Annotated in this window: 24 protein-coding genes (1 of these 24 running past the window's edge); 15 read left to right on the forward strand and 9 right to left on the reverse strand. The window is 42.6% G+C overall.

The features are described 5' to 3' along the window. Window positions 1–293 precede the first annotated feature (293 nt). From ACVHUV_RS07490 to ACVHUV_RS07510, 5 genes are all read right to left on the reverse strand, one after another. The gene (locus ACVHUV_RS07490) at window positions 294–1,829 is read right to left on the reverse strand and encodes a fumarate hydratase (protein ID WP_317945770.1); all 1,536 of its coding nucleotides are present in this window, start codon (window positions 1,827–1,829) and stop codon (window positions 294–296) included. A gap of 20 nt (window positions 1,830–1,849) precedes the next feature. Beyond that, the gene (locus tag ACVHUV_RS07495) at window positions 1,850–2,023 is read right to left on the reverse strand and encodes an SE1561 family protein (protein WP_317945769.1); all 174 of its coding nucleotides are present in this window, start codon (window positions 2,021–2,023) and stop codon (window positions 1,850–1,852) included. 325 nt (window positions 2,024–2,348) lie between these two features. Next, entirely contained in the window at window positions 2,349–2,735 is a 387-nt protein-coding gene (locus tag ACVHUV_RS07500; protein WP_317945767.1) for an OsmC family protein, read from the reverse strand. A gap of 73 nt (window positions 2,736–2,808) precedes the next feature. Further along, entirely contained in the window at window positions 2,809–3,612 is an 804-nt protein-coding gene (locus ACVHUV_RS07505; protein WP_317945765.1) for a polysaccharide deacetylase family protein, read from the reverse strand. A gap of 52 nt (window positions 3,613–3,664) precedes the next feature. Beyond that, window positions 3,665–4,564: a TIGR01777 family oxidoreductase gene (locus tag ACVHUV_RS07510; protein ID WP_462086618.1), complete on the reverse strand. Its 900-nt coding sequence runs from the start codon at window positions 4,562–4,564 to the stop codon at window positions 3,665–3,667. An 89-nt stretch (window positions 4,565–4,653) separates the two neighbouring features. On the opposite strand from ACVHUV_RS07510, the gene recX reads away from it, so the two are divergent. Both recX and ACVHUV_RS07520 read left to right on the forward strand, forming a co-directional pair. Further along, complete coding sequence (recX, locus tag ACVHUV_RS07515) at window positions 4,654–5,466, forward strand: recombination regulator RecX (RefSeq protein WP_371391583.1); 813 nt, start codon at window positions 4,654–4,656, stop codon at window positions 5,464–5,466. Beyond that, window positions 5,456–5,788: a YfhH family protein gene (locus ACVHUV_RS07520; protein ID WP_317945760.1), complete on the forward strand. Its 333-nt coding sequence runs from the start codon at window positions 5,456–5,458 to the stop codon at window positions 5,786–5,788. The genes recX and ACVHUV_RS07520 overlap by 11 nt, the downstream gene beginning before the upstream one ends. A gap of 42 nt (window positions 5,789–5,830) precedes the next feature. Here the strand turns inward: ACVHUV_RS07520 and ACVHUV_RS07525 are convergent, their stop codons facing one another. After that, window positions 5,831–6,814, reverse strand: a complete 984-nt coding sequence (locus ACVHUV_RS07525; RefSeq protein WP_462086878.1) for a metal-dependent hydrolase — start codon at window positions 6,812–6,814, stop codon at window positions 5,831–5,833. 130 nt (window positions 6,815–6,944) lie between these two features. Here ACVHUV_RS07525 and mutY point away from each other — a divergent pair, with 130 nt between their 5' ends. The 9 genes from mutY (at window position 6,945) to nikC (ending at window position 16,696) form a co-directional block, all read left to right on the forward strand. After that, window positions 6,945–8,006, forward strand: a complete 1,062-nt coding sequence (gene mutY / locus ACVHUV_RS07530; RefSeq protein ID WP_317945758.1) for an A/G-specific adenine glycosylase — start codon at window positions 6,945–6,947, stop codon at window positions 8,004–8,006. Window positions 8,007–8,058: 52 nt separating this feature from the next. Next, the gene (locus ACVHUV_RS07535; protein WP_317945756.1) at window positions 8,059–8,247 is read left to right on the forward strand and encodes a gamma-type small acid-soluble spore protein; all 189 of its coding nucleotides are present in this window, start codon (window positions 8,059–8,061) and stop codon (window positions 8,245–8,247) included. 177 nt (window positions 8,248–8,424) lie between these two features. Further along, on the forward strand, window positions 8,425–8,973 hold the full coding sequence (gene ntdP, locus ACVHUV_RS07540) for a nucleoside tri-diphosphate phosphatase (protein ID WP_317945755.1): 549 nt from the start codon (window positions 8,425–8,427) through the stop codon (window positions 8,971–8,973). A gap of 62 nt (window positions 8,974–9,035) precedes the next feature. After that, window positions 9,036–10,781, forward strand: a complete 1,746-nt coding sequence (locus ACVHUV_RS07545) for an ABC transporter ATP-binding protein (RefSeq protein WP_317945753.1) — start codon at window positions 9,036–9,038, stop codon at window positions 10,779–10,781. A 285-nt stretch (window positions 10,782–11,066) separates the two neighbouring features. Beyond that, complete coding sequence (locus ACVHUV_RS07550) at window positions 11,067–12,089, forward strand: ABC transporter ATP-binding protein (RefSeq protein ID WP_317945751.1); 1,023 nt, start codon at window positions 11,067–11,069, stop codon at window positions 12,087–12,089. Beyond that, a complete protein-coding gene (locus ACVHUV_RS07555; protein ID WP_462086619.1) occupies window positions 12,037–13,074 on the forward strand; it encodes an ABC transporter ATP-binding protein in 1,038 nt (345 codons plus the stop codon). The genes ACVHUV_RS07550 and ACVHUV_RS07555 overlap by 53 nt, the downstream gene beginning before the upstream one ends. After that, the gene (locus tag ACVHUV_RS07560; RefSeq protein ID WP_317945748.1) at window positions 13,071–14,663 is read left to right on the forward strand and encodes an ABC transporter substrate-binding protein; all 1,593 of its coding nucleotides are present in this window, start codon (window positions 13,071–13,073) and stop codon (window positions 14,661–14,663) included. The genes ACVHUV_RS07555 and ACVHUV_RS07560 overlap by 4 nt, the downstream gene beginning before the upstream one ends. Window positions 14,664–14,776: 113 nt before the next feature. After that, the gene (locus tag ACVHUV_RS07565) at window positions 14,777–15,781 is read left to right on the forward strand and encodes an ABC transporter permease (protein WP_317945747.1); all 1,005 of its coding nucleotides are present in this window, start codon (window positions 14,777–14,779) and stop codon (window positions 15,779–15,781) included. 18 nt (window positions 15,782–15,799) lie between these two features. Beyond that, window positions 15,800–16,696 carry a nickel transporter permease gene (gene nikC, locus ACVHUV_RS07570; RefSeq protein ID WP_317945745.1) on the forward strand — a complete coding sequence of 299 codons (897 nt, stop codon included), beginning with the start codon at window positions 15,800–15,802 and terminating at the stop codon, window positions 16,694–16,696. Window positions 16,697–16,787: 91 nt separating this feature from the next. Here the strand turns inward: nikC and ACVHUV_RS07575 are convergent, their stop codons facing one another. Together ACVHUV_RS07575 and ACVHUV_RS07580 are read right to left on the reverse strand one after the other, a co-directional pair. Further along, complete coding sequence (locus tag ACVHUV_RS07575; protein WP_317945744.1) at window positions 16,788–17,870, reverse strand: FUSC family protein; 1,083 nt, start codon at window positions 17,868–17,870, stop codon at window positions 16,788–16,790. An 81-nt stretch (window positions 17,871–17,951) separates the two neighbouring features. Continuing rightward, window positions 17,952–19,256, reverse strand: a complete 1,305-nt coding sequence (locus tag ACVHUV_RS07580) for a glutamate-1-semialdehyde 2,1-aminomutase (RefSeq protein WP_462086620.1) — start codon at window positions 19,254–19,256, stop codon at window positions 17,952–17,954. A gap of 125 nt (window positions 19,257–19,381) precedes the next feature. On the opposite strand from ACVHUV_RS07580, the gene bcp reads away from it, so the two are divergent. The 3 genes from bcp (at window position 19,382) to perR (ending at window position 21,374) form a co-directional block, all read left to right on the forward strand. Next, the gene (bcp, locus tag ACVHUV_RS07585) at window positions 19,382–19,858 is read left to right on the forward strand and encodes a thioredoxin-dependent thiol peroxidase (RefSeq protein ID WP_462086621.1); all 477 of its coding nucleotides are present in this window, start codon (window positions 19,382–19,384) and stop codon (window positions 19,856–19,858) included. 14 nt (window positions 19,859–19,872) lie between these two features. Further along, on the forward strand, window positions 19,873–20,817 hold the full coding sequence (locus ACVHUV_RS07590; RefSeq protein WP_462086622.1) for a D-2-hydroxyacid dehydrogenase: 945 nt from the start codon (window positions 19,873–19,875) through the stop codon (window positions 20,815–20,817). Between the two features lie 113 nt (window positions 20,818–20,930). Then, on the forward strand, window positions 20,931–21,374 hold the full coding sequence (gene perR / locus ACVHUV_RS07595; RefSeq protein ID WP_317945736.1) for a peroxide-responsive transcriptional repressor PerR: 444 nt from the start codon (window positions 20,931–20,933) through the stop codon (window positions 21,372–21,374). A gap of 39 nt (window positions 21,375–21,413) precedes the next feature. Here the strand turns inward: perR and ACVHUV_RS07600 are convergent, their stop codons facing one another. Beyond that, on the reverse strand, window positions 21,414–21,785 hold the full coding sequence (locus ACVHUV_RS07600; RefSeq protein WP_317945734.1) for a YgzB family protein: 372 nt from the start codon (window positions 21,783–21,785) through the stop codon (window positions 21,414–21,416). Window positions 21,786–21,970: 185 nt separating this feature from the next. Between ACVHUV_RS07600 and ACVHUV_RS07605 the strand changes: the two genes are divergently transcribed. Beyond that, window positions 21,971–22,182: the 5' end (the start) of a nucleotidyltransferase-like protein gene (locus tag ACVHUV_RS07605; protein ID WP_317945732.1), read on the forward strand. The gene runs 652 nt beyond the window's last position; only the first 212 of its 864 coding nucleotides appear in the window; its start codon is at window positions 21,971–21,973; its stop codon lies beyond the right edge, outside the window.

Genomic DNA, 22,182 nt, shown 5'->3' on the forward strand with positions numbered 1-22,182 from the left:
ATAATTGGATATAGAGAGCTGTTCGATAATCATTTCTTGTTTATAATTATTATAAATAAGAGTATAGCATACTCCTACTGAAAAATGATAGTGGGTTGTTTGAAAAGTTTTTTGAGCGAAATTGATTTGTGCAAAGAGGAGAGCTGCATGTCTAAAGCATGTTGCTCCACGCGGAAAGAGGGGAGTCGTGTGCCCAAAGCAAGTCGCTCCACACAGTACGAACCTCGCCGCTTACTTCTACAGTCGCAAAAAAGCCCTGCAGTATGTACATGCTGCAGGGCTTTCCAAGCTATTTAGCTAAATACTTTCTCTTTAAATGTTGCGAGTTTTTCTAACGATGATTTGTCTACGTCGGCGTGAAGGCTGTTTCCGTGTGAGTCCATTGTGACGACCGCAGTAAAGTCTTCGACGCGTAAATGCCACATTGCTTCAGGAATGCCGAATTGAAGTAAGTCGACGCCTTCTACTTCTTTGATGCAGTCTGCATAATATTGGGCTGCCCCACCGATTGCGTTTAAGTAGACACCGCCGTGTTCTTGTAAGGCTGCGAGCGTTTTAGGACCCATGCCGCCTTTTCCGATGACTGCGCGAATGCCGAATTTTTTCATAATATCGCCTTGGTAAGGTTCTTCCCGAATGGAAGTGGTAGGTCCGGCTGCTTTGATTTCATACGATCCGTCTTCGTTTTTCAATACGACCGGACCGCAGTGGTAGATGATATGTCCATCTAAGTCGACAGGTGCATCGTTTTCCGTAAGGTGCTTATGAATTGCATCGCGTCCTGTATACATTCTTCCGCTAATTTTGACGACATCTCCAACTTGTAATTCACGGATTTGCTCTTCTGTAATAGGAGCAGTTAGTTCGACGACACGTGATGATTGTGTGTCATTCGTTTCCGTCGTAGCAGCAAAAGCTAGTTTGTCACCCTCATTGTAATGCCATTTTGTCACATCACCTGTCGTTGCATCAATATCGACGGCCATACGGCGGTATGCCCAACAATTATAAGCTACGGAGACATAGAAACTTGCAGGGATACGGTGCATGACGCCGATTTTACAACCTAATAATGTTGCTTCACCGCCGAAGCCCATTGTTCCGATACCGAGTTGGTTTGCAGTATCCAAGATGTAACTTTCCAGTGCTGCAAGATCAGGATGCGGATTCACGTCATCCACTTCGCGGAAAAGTTGTTCTTTTGCTAAATCATAACCAGAAGCGCGATCGCCTCCGATTCCGACGCCGATGAAGCCGGCAGAACAGCCTTGTCCTTGCGCTTGGTAAACGGAGTGGAGAATGCATTTACGAATTCCGTCTAAATCACGTCCAGCCCGGCCAAGTCCTTCGAGTTCAGTTGGTAAGCTGTACTGGATGTTTTTGTTTTCACAGCCGCCACCTTTTAAGATGAGCTTCACTTCAATATAATCTTTTTCCCATTGCTCGAATTTCACAACAGGGAGACCGAGGCCTAAATTTGTCCCGCTATTTTCGCCAGTAAGCGAATCAACTGCATTTGGACGCAATTTACCGTCCTTCGTCGCTTGTACCATAGCACGCGTAATGGCGTCTTTTATCTCCAACTGGTTAACGCCGATTGGTGTTTTGATTTTGAAAGTTGGTAAACCCGTATCTTGGCAAATCGGTGATAGTTTGTCGTCAGCCATGTTGATGTTGTTCGCGATTGTATCAAGACTCATTGCTGCCCGTGTACCGGCATTCTCTTTTTCCCTTGCAGCCTTTACAGCTCTACGGACATCTTTCGGTAAATTCGTAGATGTATCGCAAATGAGATCATACATACTTTTTTCGAGTTGCTCTATGTACATTCTTATTTCCCCCTAAGGAATCATTGGTCTGTTTTTAGTTTATTCATTTGTTGTTCCAATTCGTCAATTAAACTGATGAGCTGATCAATCTCTTGTAAATCAGTGTTTTCTGGCTCAATCGCTTCAAGCTTTTCCAAAAATAAATGAAGACGGTTTTTTAACTCATCTACTTGTCCACTTTGTCTTTGTTCCAACACATACACCTCTTTTCATCATTGTAATCGTATATGAAATGGCAATAGAATTCAATGTAACGCGAATCAGTTTAACTATATAGAAAATTCTACTTAACAAAATGTTTACAATACATAATCAAAGTGGTATACTACTAATAATCTAATTCGTAAAGGAGGCTGTAGAGTAGAGACGAATCGAATCCGATGTCAAAGGAGGGGATCCGTTACCGTTTGACGGCTACTGCCGATAGACGCCTACGAATTTTATGCAAATTGAAAGTGAGAGTTCTATTCATACGTAAGGCCCAGCCATCATCTTTTACAGATATGGACCGGGCCTTTTTTAGTTTACAAATTCATAGGTCTTGACGACTTCGATACAGTTTTTAACGGATTGATACATTGAACAGTTGTTGTCTGTTACTTGCATAATCTTATCCATCTTCTCATTCGTCATCTCGATGCCTTCAATCAGGAAATGCAAATGGACTCTTTCAACCCGACTCGCTTCTTCCTCATTGCGATATACATCTTTAACTTCAATCGTAATGGAAGTCGCAGGCATTCTTTTGCGTTCAAGTACTTTCCGCATGACGCCTCCCGTACAAACGGCAATTGAAGAAATGAGTAGTTGATACGGCCTGAAGCCAAACTCCTCATTGCCGGAGATTTGTAACGTACCGAAAGATGTTTCTGTTTGGAATCCGTTCTCTGTCATTTCAAATTTCATGTTTTTAACCTCCTCATTCTTCTATTATAAAAGGACGGTTCTGAAATAAGGAGATTTTTGCTTCATATAGTAACTAGCGCAAAATCGAATCGACATTTTCGTATTCCATGACAAGATCATCCAATGTACGGAACTCGTAACCGGCTTTTTTTGCATCGCGAATAAAATCCGGTAATGCTTCCGCGTTATCAGGTGATACTGTATGCATTAAGATGACAGCACCTGGGTGCAGTTGCTTCATCAGTTCATTATATGCATAATCGCGTCCACGAGGTTTATCGGCATGCCAATCAATGAAAGCGACAGACCAGAAAATGTGTCGATACCCTAATTCATTTCCTTTCGCCAATAATGCATCATTGAAAATGCCTTCAGGTGGCCGTGCGTAAATGGTCCGTTCTACACCTGCTGTTTTCAACAACAACTCGTCAAATTTTTTCCATTCTTTCTCCATGCCGTCTTCTGTCAAGTTTGCCATATTCGGATGATCATATGAGTGGTTGCCGATGTCGTGACCTTCCTCGACCATCCGTTTGACAAGCGGTGCAGCGCTCTTTAAATAATGACCCGTAAGGAAGAAAGTTGCAGGTGCATCTTCCTTTTTCAGTGTATCTAAAATGGATTCTGTATAACCGTTTTCGTAGCCATTGTCGAACGTCAAATAGGCAATTTTTTCATCTGGTTTTCCTTTATAGATTGCACCGTGTCTGTCGAGCAACGATTCCAATGCAGCTCCAGCATTAGGAGGAACGCCATTTGCAGATTTTTTGAAACCCCAATGGAATTCTTCGGCACTTGCAGCGAATGGATTGAACAAGATGCCGACAATAATGATGAATGCAGCCATGAGAATACCAGGTCCATGTTCTTCCACCATGATTACACAACTCCTTTTTCCGTAGGATGTGCGCAACGATGGAAAGTATACCTTATTTAAGCAAATCGTTCAGTGCGTCCGCTAAAACAGGAAAATCAAAATCGAACCCTGCTGTTACAATCTTTTCAGACGAAACATATTGGCCTTCCAGCACTAGTGCACTCTTTTGACCAAGCGCGCTCTTCATAAGAAAGGCAGGAGCAGGTAACCAATGTGGCCGATGAAGAACATTGCCGATTGTCTTGCCGAAATCATTCATGCGCAATGGGAAAGGTGCGGTAATATTAAATACGCCTTGGGCACTTGCATGCTCTAACAAAAAAACAGCTGCGTTCGCTACATCTTGGACATGCACCCATGAAACCCATTGTCGACCGGAACCGACTTTTCCACCGACGAATAGCTTATAGGGCATACTCATGAGCGGTAGTGCGCCTTCATCTTTTCCGAGAACGACGCCAAACCGAATGATTGCTGTTCGTATACCTTGCGCTTGCAATGTAGCTGCTTTTTGCTCCCAGTCATGGACGGTCTTACCAAGAAAGTCATCAGCGACGTCGCGCGATGCTTCACTGTAGATAGTCGTTTCAGAAGCTGGATATATGCCGATTGCACTTGCATTTAAAAAGATAGTAGGTTTACTTTGCAATGCCGAAATAATGCGGATCAGTTCGTCCGTCGCAACCATCCGACTGTCGTAGATTTGCTGTTGGTGGTCTGGAGTCCAGCGCCCATCGTTAATGGATACGCCTGCTAAGTTTATGAATGCATCTGCTGAAAGAATCTCTTCTTCGGGTTTGGATCCGTCCGTTAACCATTGCACATATTCGATGTTTTTTTCGTTCGGTCGTTTAGAACGAGTCAGAATCACAATGTCATGACCTTTCTCCTTTAGTAACGATGTGATTTTTTGTCCAATGAAACCTGTACCGCCTGCAATGACAACTTTCAACTTGAACACCTCCGTTAGTCTTGTAACCTCGCAAGCTGACCTTCCGGAATAGAACATGTATACTGATAGGAAAGGGAGGTCGAGCCGGTTTGCCTATACTTACGAAAATAACACAACAAAAACGTGATAGCGAACGTTATAATCTATTCATAGATGAAAAATATGCGTTCAGTGTCCATGAATCCATCTTAGTAAAGTTTGGTCTCACAAAAGGGATGCAGTTGGATGATTGGGCAATGGACGAAATTACATATGAAGATGAAATCGAAAAGGCGTTTAACAAAGCGTTGCATTTCCTATCCTTTAGAATGCGGACAGAATTCGAAGTGAAGAAAAAATTGCTGGATCTTGAATTTGGTGAAGCGGTCATCCTAGAAGCGATTGTGAAGTTAAGAAGACTAGGCTTTCTTGATGATGCAGCATTCTCTGAAGCATTTGTGCGAACGCAAAAAAATGCATCGAGTAAAGGACCGAAGGCGATTAAGCAAGAGTTGCACAAAAAGGGAGTCACGAAGGAGCTACAAGAAGAAGTGCTTCAAGCGTATCCGGAAGAGGAGCAATTTGCGATTGCACAAAAGCTTGCTAAAAAAGCGGCAACGTCTAACCGAACGATTCCCCCAGCACAATTGAAACAGAAAATCCAAAATGCTTTAGCGCGAAAAGGTTTTTCATTTGGTCTTATTAGTGATGTGTTGGAGTCCATTGACTTTGAACGTGAAGAAGATGAATGGGATGCTATTTGTACGTCAGTTGGTGAAAAGGCTTGGCGACGTTATGCAGCAAAGTATTCAGGTTATGATTTAAGGAATCGAGTGAAGCAATCGATGTATCAAAAGGGCATCCCCCTTGAGAAAATCGACCGTTTCATTGAAATGAAGGAGAATGAGGAAAATGGAAACTGAAAAGAAATATAGTGAAATGAATGAGCACGAATTACGGTCAGAAATCGGGCGCCTGATGGAGAAAGCGCGCAAAGCGGAACAGATGGGAATGATCAATGAATTTGCCGTTTACCAACGTAAAGCGTTAATGGCGAAGTCGTACATGATCGACCCTGCAACAATCGTTCCGGGTGAAATTTACCGAATTGACGGCGATGAGGGTGTGTTTTTCCATGTCGATTATCTAAAAGGGCGTTTTGCTTGGGGGTATCGTCTTGGTGGTGAGCGGGCAACGGAAGCCTTGCCGATAGCGATGCTCGAATCTGTGAAAAGTGGTAAGTGATAAGAGCTTGTCCCTTACTCGACCGGGGACAAGCTCTTGGTATTAAGAGTTCGGGATGAAATTTAACTTCTTCCGTAATTTATCTTCGGAGAAAATCCATCCTGTATAGGAGTTGACGACTTCCATGTCTTCATTAATATGAGCAACAGCTACAAAAGGGTAATAATCTTTGCTTCGGTAGCGGAGGTCAATTAGTCGGACTTCATATAAGTCGTTAACATGAGCAACTGACCATCGATAAATCGGTGAAAAAGAAACGAACGCCTCGATGTTTTTATCTTGCATGGCTGCATCGATGTAAGGGGACTTCGGCATTTTTTCCCGTTCAAATCGGTCGTAGATATTGACGGACCGTCCATATGCGCGTCCAACAAAATGACAATCCTTATTTGTCGCGGCCACTCTCCATTGAAAGAAGTTAATGGTAGGTGCAATGAAAATGTGGTCGGCATCTGGCACCGTATTCATAACTGCTTTCTTCACGGCTGCTTTAACAGCAAAGCGGAGTAGGTAGTAAACGAATACGACGCAATATAATACGATGAAAGTTGGAACAGGTTCTGTACCGAATAGCCAGAAAGCAAGGGCGATGACATGTAATGCAAAGATAATCGGGTCGAATGTATTAATGACCCCAATCGCTACCCATTTATTAGAAAAGGGTCGTAACGCTTGTGTGCCATACGCATTAAAGATATCAACGAAGACGTGCAAGAACACAGCTAGAAATGTCCATGCCCAGACGTGGAAAAAGGCTGAAGCAGGGAACATGAACGATAGTAGAATTGACAGAACGAGTGGCCATAATAGAACCGCGGGTATTGAATGCGTTATGCCTCGATGATTACGTATATAGACTGCGTTATTTCTCAATTTAAGGACAGTATCGACGTCTGGTATTAAAGAGCCGGATACAACGCCGATAAACACGGCAGTCATCGTTACAGAATCTGTGGCAACGACTGGGTCCGCCATTGCGAGTCCGCATATCGCGCCGCCCATGACAATATGTGTGCCTGTATCCAAGTGATCACTCCTTGTGTGAATATGCATCGGTTCTTTCATTAGTATATACCCTTTTATCGTTGAACAAAAAACATTCAGTTTTTACAATTTCATTTCATTAACGAAAAGCATATGCAGTGCGGAGGTCTTCATGCAATTAATTGAACAAAAAAGAGAATTTCAATCAGCATTGATCCAATGGTATTTGAGGGAAAAGCGCGATTTACCGTGGAGACGAACGACAAATCCTTATTATATTTGGGTGTCCGAAGTGATGTTACAGCAGACCCGTGTCGATACCGTCATTCCGTATTATGAACGTTTCATCAAAAAGTTTCCCACGCTTGCTCATTTGGCGGAAGCGGATGAAGCAGACGTATTGAAAATGTGGGAAGGTCTTGGCTATTATTCGCGTGTAAGGAATTTGCAAGCGGGTGTGAAGGAAGTCGTAACGCAGTACAATAGTCAAATTCCAAAAACCCGTAAAGAAATTTCACAGTTAAAAGGTGTTGGACCATACACGGCTGGTGCTGTGTTAAGTATTGCTTATGGAATACCAGAGCATGCGGTGGATGGAAATGTCATGCGTGTCATGTCGCGTTTACTGCTCATTGATGAAGATATTGCTATCCCGCGGAATAAAAAGATTTTTGAAGAAGTTGTCATGCACCTAATTGATAAAGAAGATCCATCTTCATTTAACCAGGCAGTTATGGAGTTAGGTGCAACGATTTGTACGCCAAATCCGAAATGCCTGCTTTGTCCGGTCCGTGAATTTTGTGGTGCTTTCCATGAGGGACGGCAGCAGGAGCTACCGATAAAATCTAAAAAAGTGAAAATGAAAACCATACCCGTCCTGATGGTGGTCATTCGAAACTTAGATGGCAAATGGTTGTTAAGGCAAAGACCTGCGACAGGTTTGTTGGCGAATATGTGGGAATTTCCGTTGGTTGAAAATTATCCATCCCAAGCAATTGAACAGCTCATGCAGCAACAATACAAAATGCAAGTCGAGCAGCCTACGCCGTTACTGCATTTTAAGCATATCTTTTCCCATTTGACGTGGGACATAACGAGTCATCTCGTTGTCACTGATGATGTTGCACCTGAAGGATTCCAGTTTTTTTCGACAGAAGAAGTCGAAGCACTACCGAAAGCAGTTCCTGTCATTAAAATATGGCAAGCAGTTAACGAAAAAGAAAAAAATTCCTAAGGATAATAAATCGGCCGTTGGACATCATATTGGTTACGGAGGTGAATATCCATTGACAAAGAAAAATCGTAACCAAAACCAAACACAAAACCAAGGTCAGTTTAACCAACAAAACATGCAAGAAGAGTTTGGGATGGAAACAGATGTGAATCATGTAAAGCAACAAAACATGAAAGCAGAGCAAAACAAGCGTAACGCTTCTGGTGCTCGTGCGAACAGTTACGAAGATCAGTCGAAGTAATGGATAATTATCACCGGCCGGCAGCTTAAAACGCTGCCGGTTTTTTGATTGGTTATACATAATTTGGGGTAACATTATGTAAGGATTGACAGGAAGGGCTTTCGTTTTCTATTTGTTTGTTCGGTTGGTATACTATAGAAATAGTAATGGGGTCGAACATAAAGGTGGTTTTCGAAAATGACAATACCTAAAGAAGGGGAAACGATACAAGTACACAGTTATAAGCATGATGGGAACATCCATAGGGTTTGGCAGGAAACGACGGTTTTAAAGGGCACGCGTAATATTGTCATTGGTGCGAATGAACGCACGCTTGTCACCGAAGCAGACGGGCGGACGTGGCTGACGAGAGAGCCTTCCATCTGTTATTTCCATGCTGAACATTGGTTCAACATCATTTGTATGCTGCGGGAAGACGGCGTATATTATTACGTCAATATGAGTTCACCGTTTGTCTATGACCATCATTCATTGAAGTATATCGATTATGATTTGGATGTAAAAGTGTTTCCGGATATGAGTTATTTAATACTGGATGAAGATGAGTATGCTGAGCATAAGCGGAAGATGAATTATCCAGAAGTGATCGATCAGATTTTACGTCGCAACCTCGATAAGTTACTGTTGTGGATTAAACAACGGAAAGGTCCGTTTGCGCCTGACTTCATTGAAGTATGGACATCGCGTTATCAGTTTTATAAACAAGTGAAGAAAAGCAACCAATAACAGCCTGTCTGCATAAACGCAGGGAGGCTTTTATTCATTGGATGAGCTGTAGGAGGATGTACATGGGTGACAGTATGAAAAGGTATATGAAGTTTGTAAAGCCATATAACTGGCTAATCGTGTTAACGGTTCTTATAGGTGTCGTCAAATTTGCAATCCCGTTATTTATTCCCTACCTTATAAAAATTGTCATTGACGATATCATTAATGGACCGGACTTATCGGATGTGGAAAAGACGCGTCAATTATTTTATTGGTTAGGCGGGACGGCGTTATTGTTTTTCATCATTCGACCGCCCGTTGAATATTACCGCCAATATTTTGCGCAATATGTAAGCAATAAAATCCTTTTTGACATTCGGGAAAACTTGTTTCATCATCTGCAAAGGCTTGGTCTACGCTATTATTCCAATACACGAGCGGGTGAAGTCATCTCGCGCGTCATTAATGATGTGGAGCAGACGAAGAACTTTGTTGTGATCGGTTTAATGAATGTTTGGTTAGACGTAGCGACTATTCTGATTGCTATAGCGATTATGCTATCGATGGATGTCCCGCTAACACTTGTGACGTTGCTGGCGTTTCCGTTTTACGCGTATAGTGTGAAGCATTTCTTTGGGAAATTGCGCGATTTGACGAGAAAACGATCGCAAGCTCTTGCGAATGTGCAAAGTTACTTACACGAGCGGATTTCTGGCATTAGCGTCATTAAAAGCTTTGCATTGGAAGACAAAGAACAACGGCGATTTGACGAAACGAATGGTGAATTCCTGGACAAGGCAATAGACCATACACGTTGGAATGCGAAAGCGTTTGCCGTCGTGAATACAATTACAGATGTCGCGCCTTTACTTGTCATCGCCTATGCAGGGTATCAAGTAATTAATGGTGATTTGTCTGTTGGGGTAATGGTTGCGTTCATTGCTTATATTGATCGTCTCTATAATCCGCTCCGACGATTGGTGAATGCGTCTACAACACTTACACAGTCTTTTGCGTCGATGGATCGGGTATTTGAATTAATGGAAGAACCGTATGATATTCGAGATAAAACAGGGGCAAATAAATTGCCGGAGATCAGTGGAGAAATTTCGTTTGATAATGTGAGCTTTACGTATGAAGAAAAAGATGAGCATGTGTTGAAAAACGTTTCATTCAATGTCAAGCCAGGAGAAACGGTTGCGCTTGTCGGGATGAGTGGTGGTGGCAAGTCGACGATCGTCAGCCTCATTCCCCGTTTTTACGATGTCACATCAGGCGCGATCCGAATTGACGGGCATGATGTTCGCGATGTGCAACTGAAAACGTTGCGCGATCAGATTGGGCTAGTGCTACAAGATAGCATCTTATTTAGTGATTCCGTTAAAAGCAATATACGAATGGGCAATCCGGATGCGACGGAAGAAGACGTGATTGCTGCAGCTAAAGCGGCGAACGCGCATGACTTTATCGAATCATTGCCGGACGGGTATGATACAAAAGTTGGCGAACGAGGTGTGAAATTATCGGGAGGTCAAAAACAACGTATCGCCATTGCACGCGTATTTTTAAAAAATCCACCTTTGCTCATTTTGGATGAAGCGACGTCTGCACTGGATTTAGAAAGTGAAGCACTTATTCAAGATTCACTCGAACGACTTGCCAGTGATCGGACGACATTCATCGTTGCCCATCGTCTGTCAACCATTACCCATGCGGATAAGATTCTCGTCATTGATCATGGTACGCTAAAGGAAATGGGCACACATCAATCGTTAATGGAGAAGAAAGGCATTTACTACGATTTGTATCAGGTGCAAGGGATTTGAAGATATAGTGAGCGGCATGTGCTAATCGCTGCCGTTCATGAGAAATAGTAGAACCGTATGAAACCGCGAGTATTTGGTTTTATACGGTTTTTTATTGATGGAAAGGGATTTGTAAACGGTGGTTGTAAAAGAATGAGAAATCAACATACGTACTCGGAGGGATGTATATGCCTCGCTGTTTTTGGTCGTAGCTGGAAAACTAGTATTGAATTTTATTGAATTGAAAGTATAATAGGTATAATCAGATGTTTCCGTTAAATATGCCATAGAAAAAGGTGATGCTTAATGAGTGGACCGAATCGTGTGTTAGAGGTGAACGATTTACAAACGACATTTTTTACAGATTCAGGAGAGATTCCAGCAGTGGATCACATCCATTTTCATCTGCAAGACGGAGAGATTTTAGGAATTGTAGGTGAGTCGGGATGTGGAAAAAGTGTCACGTCATTATCTGTCATGGGGCTCGTTCCCTCGCCTCCTGGAAAAATTGTCGGTGGTGAAGTTTTGTATAAAAATCGCGATTTGACCCTTTTGTCTGAGAAAGAGATGCGACAAATACGAGGCAATGAGATCGCGATGATTTTTCAAGAACCGATGACATCTTTAAATCCACTGTTTACAATCGGTAACCAAATGATTGAAGCCATTCGGATACATGAAAAGAGCTGGTCCAAAAAGCAAACCAAAGCGCGGGCAATTGAAATGCTGAAACTAGTCGGTTTACCAAGAGCGGAAGAGTTATTAAGTGATTATCCCCATCAATTATCAGGTGGTATGCGACAACGCGTTATGATTGCAATGGCATTGGTGTGCGATCCGAAAATACTAATTGCGGATGAACCGACTACTGCGCTTGATGTAACAATCCAAGCGCAGATCTTAAAGCTAATGAAGTCTTTGAATGAACGACTTGGGACTGCCATCTTGTTAATCACACATGACTTAGGCGTTGTAGCAGATGTATGTGAGCGGGTTATCGTCATGTATGCAGGGCAAGTCATTGAAGAAGCACCGACGAAACAACTGTTTGAAGATCCTCAACATCCATATACAAAAGGACTTATCCAGTCTGTACCGGATATGCGGTTTAAAAAAGAAAGACTCTATTCAATTCCAGGGAATGTCCCTAAACCAGGTTCGATTACGAAAGGATGCCGGTTTGCAGCTCGATGTGCGTTTGCATTCGAACGTTGTCAAGTAGAGGATCCTGAACTGATTCAAACTTCCGAACAGCATCAAACACGTTGTTTTTTATATGCAACAGAGGGGGTGGAGCGAGTTGGAGACAACGCCTTTGTTGAACGTTAAAAACTTAAAGAAACACTTTCCTGTTAAGAAAGGGATGTTCGGCAAGACAGTTGGTTATGTGAAAGCGGTCGATGATATCACATTTCATGTAAATGAAGGGGAAACACTTGGAATTGTTGGAGAGAGTGGCTGTGGAAAGTCGACAACTGGCCGTGTACTCATGCGGCTATTGGAACCAACGAGTGGCGTAATAGAATTTAACGGGAAGACACTTACATCGCTAGGTGACGAAGAGATGAGAAAAGTACGTCGGGATATTCAGATGGTGTTTCAAGATCCGTATGCCTCGTTGAATCCACGGCATACAATTGGAAAGATCTTAGAGGAACCGTTACTTGTTCATACTGATTTGGATACGAAGGAAAGAAAGCAGAAGGTCCATCGTTTTTTGGAAATCGTCGGTTTGCATCCATTTCATGCAAAACGTTATCCTCATCAATTTAGTGGAGGACAGCGACAGCGTATTGGGATTGCACGGGCTCTTATGACGAATCCAAAGTTAATTATTGCAGATGAGCCCGTATCCGCCTTAGATGTGTCGATTCAAGCGCAAGTACTGAATCTTATGCAAGATCTTCAAAAAGAATTTAACCTTACGTACATCTTCATTGCGCATGATTTAGGTGTCGTCCGGCATATTAGTGATCGTGTAGGTGTTATGTATTTAGGGAGAATCGTGGAACTCGCGACGAGTGAAAGTCTGTATGAAAAACCGCTGCACCCCTATACTCAAGCGTTATTATCAGCTGTGCCGATACCTGATCCGAACTATTCAAAAGAACAACTCATCATAGAAGGAGATATCCCGAATCCGGCGGAACCACCAACTGGATGTGCATTCCACACACGTTGTCCATTTAAGATGGATATTTGCACAAAGGTAGCTCCACAGCTCCAAGAACAACTCGATGGTCATTCTGTCGCTTGCCATCTTTATGAGCAGCAAGTCGACAATGATATAAAACAATTGGAGGGGTCTCTATGAGGAAAACGAGAATGTGGTCTGTTGCGTTCGTATTATTACTAGTACTGTCTACTGTACTTGTTGCTTGTAACGAAGGCGGATCGCAAAGTAGCGGAAGTCAAGAGGATACATTAGTGTTTGGCCGTGGTGGGGATTCAACTTCCCTGGATCCGTCGCGTGTAACTGAAGGAGAAACCTTTAAGGTGACGGTCAATATTTTTGAAACGTTATTGAACTTTGGAGAAGACGATACAACCATCCAGCCAGGTTTGGCGAAAGAATGGAAGACAGATGATGGATTGACGTATACATTCACATTGGAAGAAGGCGTGAAATTTCATGACGGCACAGATTTCAATGCAGATGCCGTTGTGAAAAACTTTGAACGATGGGCGAATGGAGATGCGGATAAATTCCCATATTATAATTCCATGTTTGGTGGTTTTAAAGGGGATGAAGGTCATGTCATCGAGTCGGTGACGGCCGATGGAGATTATAAGGTCGTCATCACGTTGAAGAGACCGCAAGCACCATTTTTGAAAAACATTGCAATGAGTATGTTTGCCATTGCAAGTCCAGATGCGTTTGAAAAGGGTGACGATCAATTCGAAAGAAATCCAGTTGGAACAGGGCCATTTAAATTTGTTGAGTGGAGACCGAACGAAACGATTACAATTGAGAAATTTGATGGGTATTGGCAAGAAGGTTTACCGAAGTTAAATAAAGTCATTTTCAAATCAATTCCTGATAACTCGACACGTCTTAATGCATTAATGACAGGTGAAATTGATCTTGCGGACGGCATTAACCCGGCAGATGGTGAGAAGATTGAACAAAATGAAGAACTTCAATTGATTGAAAGACCGTCCATGAATGTCGGTTATCTAGGGTTAACAGTTACGCGACCACCGTTTGATAAGAAGGAAGTACGCCAAGCGATGAACTATGCAATTGATAAAGAAACAATTATTAATTCATTCTTCGAGGGGCGTGCAAACATCGCGAAAAATCCGATGCCACCTTCTATTTCGGGTTATAACGAAGACATAGAACCATACGAATACAATCCAGAAAAAGCGAAAGAATTACTTGCGCAAGCAGGTTATCCAGACGGGTTTGAAATGGAACTTTGGGCAATGCCAGTTCCACGCCCGTATATGCCAGATGGCGCTAAAGTGGCTGAAGTCATTCAAAGTAACTTGGCAGATATTGGCGTGAAAGCAAAAATTGTTTCATACGAATGGCCAACGTATCTTGATAAGGCGAGTAAAGGAGAAGCGGATGCTTTCATGCTAGGTTGGACTGGGGATAACGGAGATGCTGATAATTTCCTCTATGTCCTTCTTGATGAAGACAATATCGGCAGCAATAACTACACGTACTTTAAAAATACGGATATGCATGATTTGCTCATTGAAGCACAAACAGAAGTGGATGAAAACAAGCGGATTGAACTTTATAAGAGTGCACAAGAAATTATCCATGAAGAAGCACCATGGGTTCCAATTGCTCACTCTACACCTTTGCTAGCAGCAGCTAAAGGATTGAAAGGGTTCAAACCACACCCGACAGGATCAGACATCTTATCAAAAGTAGAGCTGACGAAGTAAGGTTTTATAAAAGTACAAGGGGAGGTCATTGATTTCCCCTTGTTTTAGATAATTCCTATTGGCAAGAAACACGAGCAGGCATCGAATGAACGAGACTCTGTGAGGTGAAAAGCATGCTGAGTTACATAGGAAGAAGGTTGTTGCAACTCATACCCGTTTTGCTTGGTATGGTATTTATCGTATTTATGATGATCCGTGCAATTCCAGGAAATCCTGCACAAGTAATATTAGGCCAACAAGCGACACCTGAGGCGGTTGCGGCTATGAATGCAAAACTAGGATTGGACCAGCCTTGGTATATTCAATTCTTCAAATATCTGGGTGGTATTTTGCAGGGGGATCTTGGCGAGTCGATGCGAACGCGTTTGCCCGTAGCCGATGAAATATGGCCCCATCTTGCGGCAACGATTGAACTCGCTTTTTTTGCAATGCTTATTGCTATTATTGTTGGGATTAATGCTGGAGTCATTTCAGCTTGGTTCCAAAATTCTTGGTTCGATTACATTGCAATGGTGTTAGCGCTTGTCGGTGTTTCCATGCCAATTTTTTGGCTTGGGTTACTTGGTCAATGGGCGTTTGCAATTGAGTTTAGTTGGCTTCCGACGACCGGTCGCGAACAAGTGCGCGATCCAGTCAATGCAATCACTCATCTGTATATTGTGGATACAATCATTCAAGGACGGTTCGACCAGTTGTTACAAGTACTTCGTCACCTCATCTTACCAGGGATGGCGTTAGCGACAATCCCGATGGCAATCATTGCGAGAATGACACGTTCAAGCATGTTGGAAGTGATGCGTTCCGATTATATTCGAACGGCAAGAGCGAAAGGGCAGAAAATGTTTTGGGTTGTTTACAAACATGCGTTTAAAAATGCATTGATCCCTGTGTTGACAATTATCGGCTTGCAAACAGGGTTGTTACTCGGTGGAGCGATTTTGACGGAAACAATTTTTGCATGGCCTGGTATCGGTCGTTATATATACGATGCAATCAATTTTAGGGACTATCCTGTCATACAATCTGGCATATTAGTAGTCGCTTTCATTTTTGTCATGATTAATCTAATCGTCGATCTCCTTTATAGTTTGATTGATTCGAGGATTAAATATGATTAAAGAAAGGGGACGGTAAACATGTCAGAGTTTATGCCTAAAGTAGATGGGATTGCAAATGCTGAATTAGAAAAAACAGTAGGACCTTGGGGAGAAGCATGGCGTAACTTCAGAAAAAGTAAAACGGCAGTTATTGGAATGGTCATTATACTCTTTTTTATAGCTCTAGCTCTATTCGGGCCGATTTTTGCCAAAGAAGGTATCAATGAGCAAATGGCAGCTGACCGTCTACAACCCCCTTCAGCAGAATATTGGCTCGGCACAGACGATTTTGGAAGAGATATTTTGTCGCGTATTATCCATGGAGCGCGAATTTCAATGTCAGTAGGCTTTTTGTCGGTCATTCTATCGGTCATTGTCGGCAGCTTTTTAGGAATTATTGCGGGGTATTACGGTCGGTGGATTGATACGATTATTTCGAGGATATTTGATATTATGCTTGCATTTCCATCCATCCTACTTGCCATTGCCATCGTTTCGGTGTTAGGACCTGGCTTGGAAAATGCCTTGATTGCTATCGCGATTATTAATATACCGAACTTTGGACGGTTGATTCGCTCGAAAGTATTAAGTATTAAGGAAGATGAATACATTATGGCCGCCAAAGGGATAGGTATGAAGGATGCAAGAATCCTGTTTTCGCATATCCTTCCGAACTCGATGGCCCCTGTCATTGTACAAGGGACACTTGCGGTTGCAACAGCTATTTTGGAAGCGGCAGCATTAGGGTTTTTAGGGTTGGGAGCACAAGCCCCTCAACCTGAATGGGGAAAAATGTTAGCAGATTCCAAATCCTATTTGCAATCCGCCCCATGGACAATGATCTTCCCTGGACTTTCTATTATGCTGACCGTTTTAGGCTTCAACCTGATGGGTGATGGTTTGCGAGATGCATTGGATCCCAAAATGAAAAATTAATGTCATTGGACAGCAAATTTATAAGAAAAACCGCGTGAAGCCCATACTCATTGGACTTCACGCGGTTTTTCAGTTGAATGCGTTCGATTCATTAATAAATCTCATCCTGCAATTCCGTACTCACTTCGTGTCCATGACGACGTTGGCTTGAAATAATGAGCCGGTCTAAATGCTCCAGCTGCTCTTCGTAGTTCAATATGGAAGATAGGACATGGAGCAAGTGATAGGCGGAAAATTCCTCTTCCTCTTTCGTAATCGCGATTTCCTTTGCGAAAATGTCCATCACTTCTTGTCGTTGAATGAATTCTCCACTCATCTTGTCAATCATTTTATCCGACTTCAGTTTTCCAACGAACTTCAGATGGATTTGCTCGTGATAAGTAAGTAAGGCATCGAGGCGTTCTTGTATCATCATTCTGAAATGCTCTGGTAAACTGCTCAGTTCATTTTCAAATTTATGGAGTCGTGATAGCACTTCGTGACTGCTTTTGGAAGTTGCAATCATTTGTCTGTAAATGACCAACTTCCTTGCTTTTGCCACCGTATTTTTCTTAAAGTAACTACGCTCTTCTTTAAATAATGAGTACAACAGGTCGACTTGTGTCAAACGCTCACTCAATTTATCTAAAGATTTCTTTGTGGCAATATGTTCAGATGCCTGTCTGCCAGCTAACCGAATCCACCTGATGATTTCATCTTGTGCTTGGTGGATGGCCTGGAACAATTTTGTTTCATATTTAGGTGGCACAAATAGCAAGTTGACGATGAAGGCTGAAAGGACACCTATCACAATGGTTACTAACCGAAGCAGGGCGAAGGAGAGGAATTCATCTCCTTTAATTTCCATAATGGCAATCATAGTTACAAGTGCCAGAGAAATCGACTTTTCTAACCCTAATTTCAACATTATCAAAATGATAATAACAGCTGCTAGACCGACAGTTACAATTTGATGGCCGAACACTAACACGAATGTGACAGCTGTGATGGCACCGATCAGATTTCCTTGAATTTGTTCAATAATTGTTAAATACGAACGATATAAGGTTGGTTGGATTGCAAAGATGGCGGCAATGCCAGCAAACACGGCATTTGGTAACTGCAGCATTTCTGCTACAAACAATGCGACAACAATCGCTATACCCGTTTTAAAGATGCGGGCACCAAGTTTCATAGGATTTTCCTTTCCACAAACGGTTTTTCAATATACACAAACATGCTTTTTCCGCTACTGTACCGTATCTCGGCGAGCTGGTCAACTGTTCAAGAGCTGTGCAAGTTCTTGGAATGAACGGTCGACTGCCTCTAATGTATGAATGACGTCTTCCTCTTTATGCGCAATTGTTAAGAACCACGCTTCGTATTTGGAAGGGGCAAGGTTTATGCCTTTCTCTAACATCAAATTGAAGAACTTCCCGAAAATCTCTCCATCGCTCTCCTCGGCTTGCTCATAGTTCTCAACTTTGCAGTCCGTGAAGTAGAGTGTAAGGGCTCCGCCAAGTCGATTGACAGTCATCGTAATGCCGTTTTTCTTCGCAGATTCTAAAATGCCATTTTCTAACATCGCTCCAAGACGGTCCATCTCTTCATAGATACCCGGTTGTTGCAACACTTCTAAACAAGCGATTCCAGAAAGCATCGATGCAGGATTTCCTGCCATTGTTCCAGCTTGGTATGCCGGTCCTAATGGCGCGACAGTTTCCATAATTTCTTTTCTGCCACCGTAAGCGCCAATTGGGAGTCCACCACCGATGATTTTTCCAAACGCTGTTAAGTCAGGTGTTGTTCCGAAAAGCGTTTGAGCTGCTCCGTAATGGAAACGGAATGCCGTGATGACTTCATCGTAAATGATGAGTGCGCCCTTCTCTTTCGCAAGGTCATGCACAAGTGGTAAAAAGCCTTCGTTCGGTTCAACGATTCCAAAGTTCCCCACAATCGGTTCGACTAATATACAAGCTAACTCGTCACCCCATTTGTCCATCGCTTCTTTATAGGCTGCTGGATCATTGAATGGAATCGTAATCACTTCTTGTGCAATGGATGCAGGAACGCCTGCAGAATCAGGTGTCCCTAACGTAGCAGGGCCTGAACCGGCTGCGACAAGCACTAAATCGGAATGTCCGTGGTAGCAACCTGCAAATTTCATGATTTTCGTTCTTCCTGTATATGCTCGAGCTACGCGGATTGTCGTCATGACTGCTTCTGTTCCTGAATTAACGAAGCGGACTTTATCCATGGATGGGATTGCTTCTTTCAACATCTTCGCAAACTTCACTTCATGCGCAGTAGGTGTACCATACAAAACACCTGATGTCGCCGCTTTTGTAATTGCTTCTGCAATATGGGGATGTGCATGGCCCGTAATGATGGGTCCATATGCACCGAGGTAGTCGATATATTTATTCCCATCGACATCCCAAAAATAAGCACCTTCTGCACGCTCCATTACAGTTGGCGCTCCGCCACCGACGGCTTTATATCCACGTGAAGGGCTATTGACGCCTCCTACGATATGTTCACATGCTTCTTTGTAGATTTCTTCTGACTTTGTTCTAATCATTTTAATTCCTCCGTTCAAATGAGTACCGTCTCTATTCTAAACAAAAAAGTGCTCGTACGCCAAAGAAATTGAAACTCCCACCGTAGTTCGGTACGATGAAAGAAACGATTGTGGGAGGAATCTGCATGGAGAAACTAGAAGGATTACACGCACCTCAATTTTCATTGCCAAATGAAAAAGGGGAAACCGTTTCATTAAGCGATTACCAAGGGAAGAAATACGTCATTCTTTATTTCTATCCGAAAGATGCAACGCCGGGTTGTACGACACAAGCTTGTGATTTTAGAGATGCTTTTCAAAACTTTACCGAATTAAACGCGGTCATTTTAGGTGTCAGTCCAGATAATGAGAAGTCCCATCAACGGTTCATTGAAAAACAAGGCTTACCATTCTCGCTACTCGTCGATGAAGACCATGAAGTAGCTGAAGCCTATGGTGTTTGGAAGCTGAAGAAAATGTTTGGCAAGGAGTACATGGGAATTGAGCGATCAACATTCTTAATTGATCCGACAGGGACGGTTGTAAAAGAATGGCGTAAAGTGAAAGTGGATGGGCATATTCAAGATGCTTTGGCGACGTTGGAACAATTGACAAAAGGGTAATGGGGGAATGGCGTATGAACGTTTTATTCACATTTAAGATTAAGGATCATCAATTAGAAGCTTTGACGAATGATTTTCCTGACATTCAATTTTCCTTTACGAAAGATTTGGCAAATGAACCGATTGCCCAATATGAAGTCATTGTTACATATGGAGAGGACATTACATCTGAAGTGCTTGACAGCGCAACAGCACTTAAATGGCTAATGGTTGCATCGGCAGGTGTGGAAAAAATGCCGCTTGCTGAAATTGCTGAGCGCGGAATTGTGATGAGTAACGTTCGTGGGATTCATAAAACACCGATGGCGGAATCCGTATTAGCGCACATATTATCAGAAGGTCGTGCATTGCCCGTGCTACATGCACAACAAAAACGGAAAGAGTGGAACATGAAAGTCCGACAAACGGAATTGCGTGGTTCTACCGCACTGATTTTAGGACCAGGAGCAATCGGTTCTGAAATCGGAAGGTTGTTGCAAGCGTTCGGCGTAGAAACAATCGGTTGTAACCGGTCGGGGGCAATTGCTGATTTCATGGATAAGACGGTTCAATTCAATGAGCTGTTGAACGTCCTTCCGCATGCAGACTTTGTAATTTCAGTCTTGCCAAGCACGAGCGAAACAAGAGGTTTATTGAATGAAAGTCATTTCGCTGCAATGAAAAACACGGCAATGTTCATGAACTTCGGTCGCGGTGACCTTGTTAAAGAATCCATACTAGTAGATGCATTGCGGAATGGTGAAATTCGCCACGCAGTGTTAGATGTATTTGAACAAGAACCGTTGCCGGCAGAAAGTAAGCTGTGGGAATTAGACAATGTCACGGTTTCACCACATGTATCCAGTCACTCTGGTAAATATGTAGAGCGGGCATTGGAGTTCTTCACCCGGAACTTAGTAAAATGGCAACAAGGAGATAGGGATTTACTCAACATCATTGAACCAAAAAGAGGCTACTAGTACGAGAGAGTGCGGCTGCTCCTCAGCTTCTTGATTGACAACTACGCCACTTCTTCAGTAAACTAATTATAATGATTATAAAGAAGTAATCCTTATGGAATGGAGTGTTGGCGATGTCTGAGGTCTATCTTAAAGACGCGCTTGTCACATTAAAGGAAAGCGGAGTACGTATTACACCGCAAAGACATGCAATTTTAGAGTACCTGATTTCTTCTGAAATGCATCCAACCGCTGATGAAATATATAGAGCACTCGAGAATGATTTTCCGAACATGAGTGTTGCCACTGTCTACAATAATTTACGTGTTTTCCGCAATGCGGGATTAGTAAAAGAGCTCACATACGGAGATGCCTCAAGCCGATTCGATTTTGTCACCCACGATCACTACCATATCATTTGTGATGGATGCGGCAAAATCGTTGACTTTCATCACCCGGGGCTTGAAGAAGTGGAACATTTGGCTTCTCATGTGACAGGATTCCAAGTCAACTCGCATCGACTCGAAGTATATGGAACGTGTCCTGAATGTGCATCAAGTGCTATGGAAGTAAAATAAGAAAACCGGTTCCGCATTTAATCGGGAACCGGTTTTTTCTTATTTCTTATCCGTTTGCTCGTTTTGACGATTAGGTCGGTTGTATGATTCATCAAACTCTTTGCCTTCTAAAGATGGATCTAGTGTAAGCGGCTCTCTACAATGACCGCACATATCGACTCTGCCTAACATCTTTGTCGCTTTCCCGCAATTTGGGCATACGATTTGAACGGCTTTTGTCGATAAAGTACCAATCCATGCATAAACGACGGTGCTCCCTAAAATAGCAAGTAGTCCAAGAACCATAAAAATCAGCATAATGATTTCGTTGCTTCGGAAGAATATGCCGAGATACATAATGACAACGCCGATGAAAATAAGGGATAGCGCAAAAGAACGGATGCGGTTAATTTTATTTTTATAAGGTTTCACGAATAATCCTCCTTCGTAAATAGTGATGGTCGTAGGTACGATTGCCTTCCACAGTGCGAAAAGGACTGTGTATAGGCTCCTCAACTAATATAGCATAAAAAAACAAGTCACATCCTATTTTTGAAATATACCTAGAAGGATTTTCATGAAAGACCGTCGAAAAGAATACTATGGAGGTGTTTACTATGGAACAAGTGCTTAGACCGATCTATCAGGAACGTGCAAGTTCTCCTGAAACGCTTGGCGTTATTCTCGTAGAAAAGAGAGGCGCGGGCGATCCGATTACTGATACGTTCGATGAAATTATGTTAATCATTACATCTAATGAAGAAACACCTATATATACGAAGCATTATACAGATGGTACAGGAAAAGCTGCGATGCATGTCATCAGTGA

Source organism: Sporosarcina saromensis (assembly GCF_054901285.1).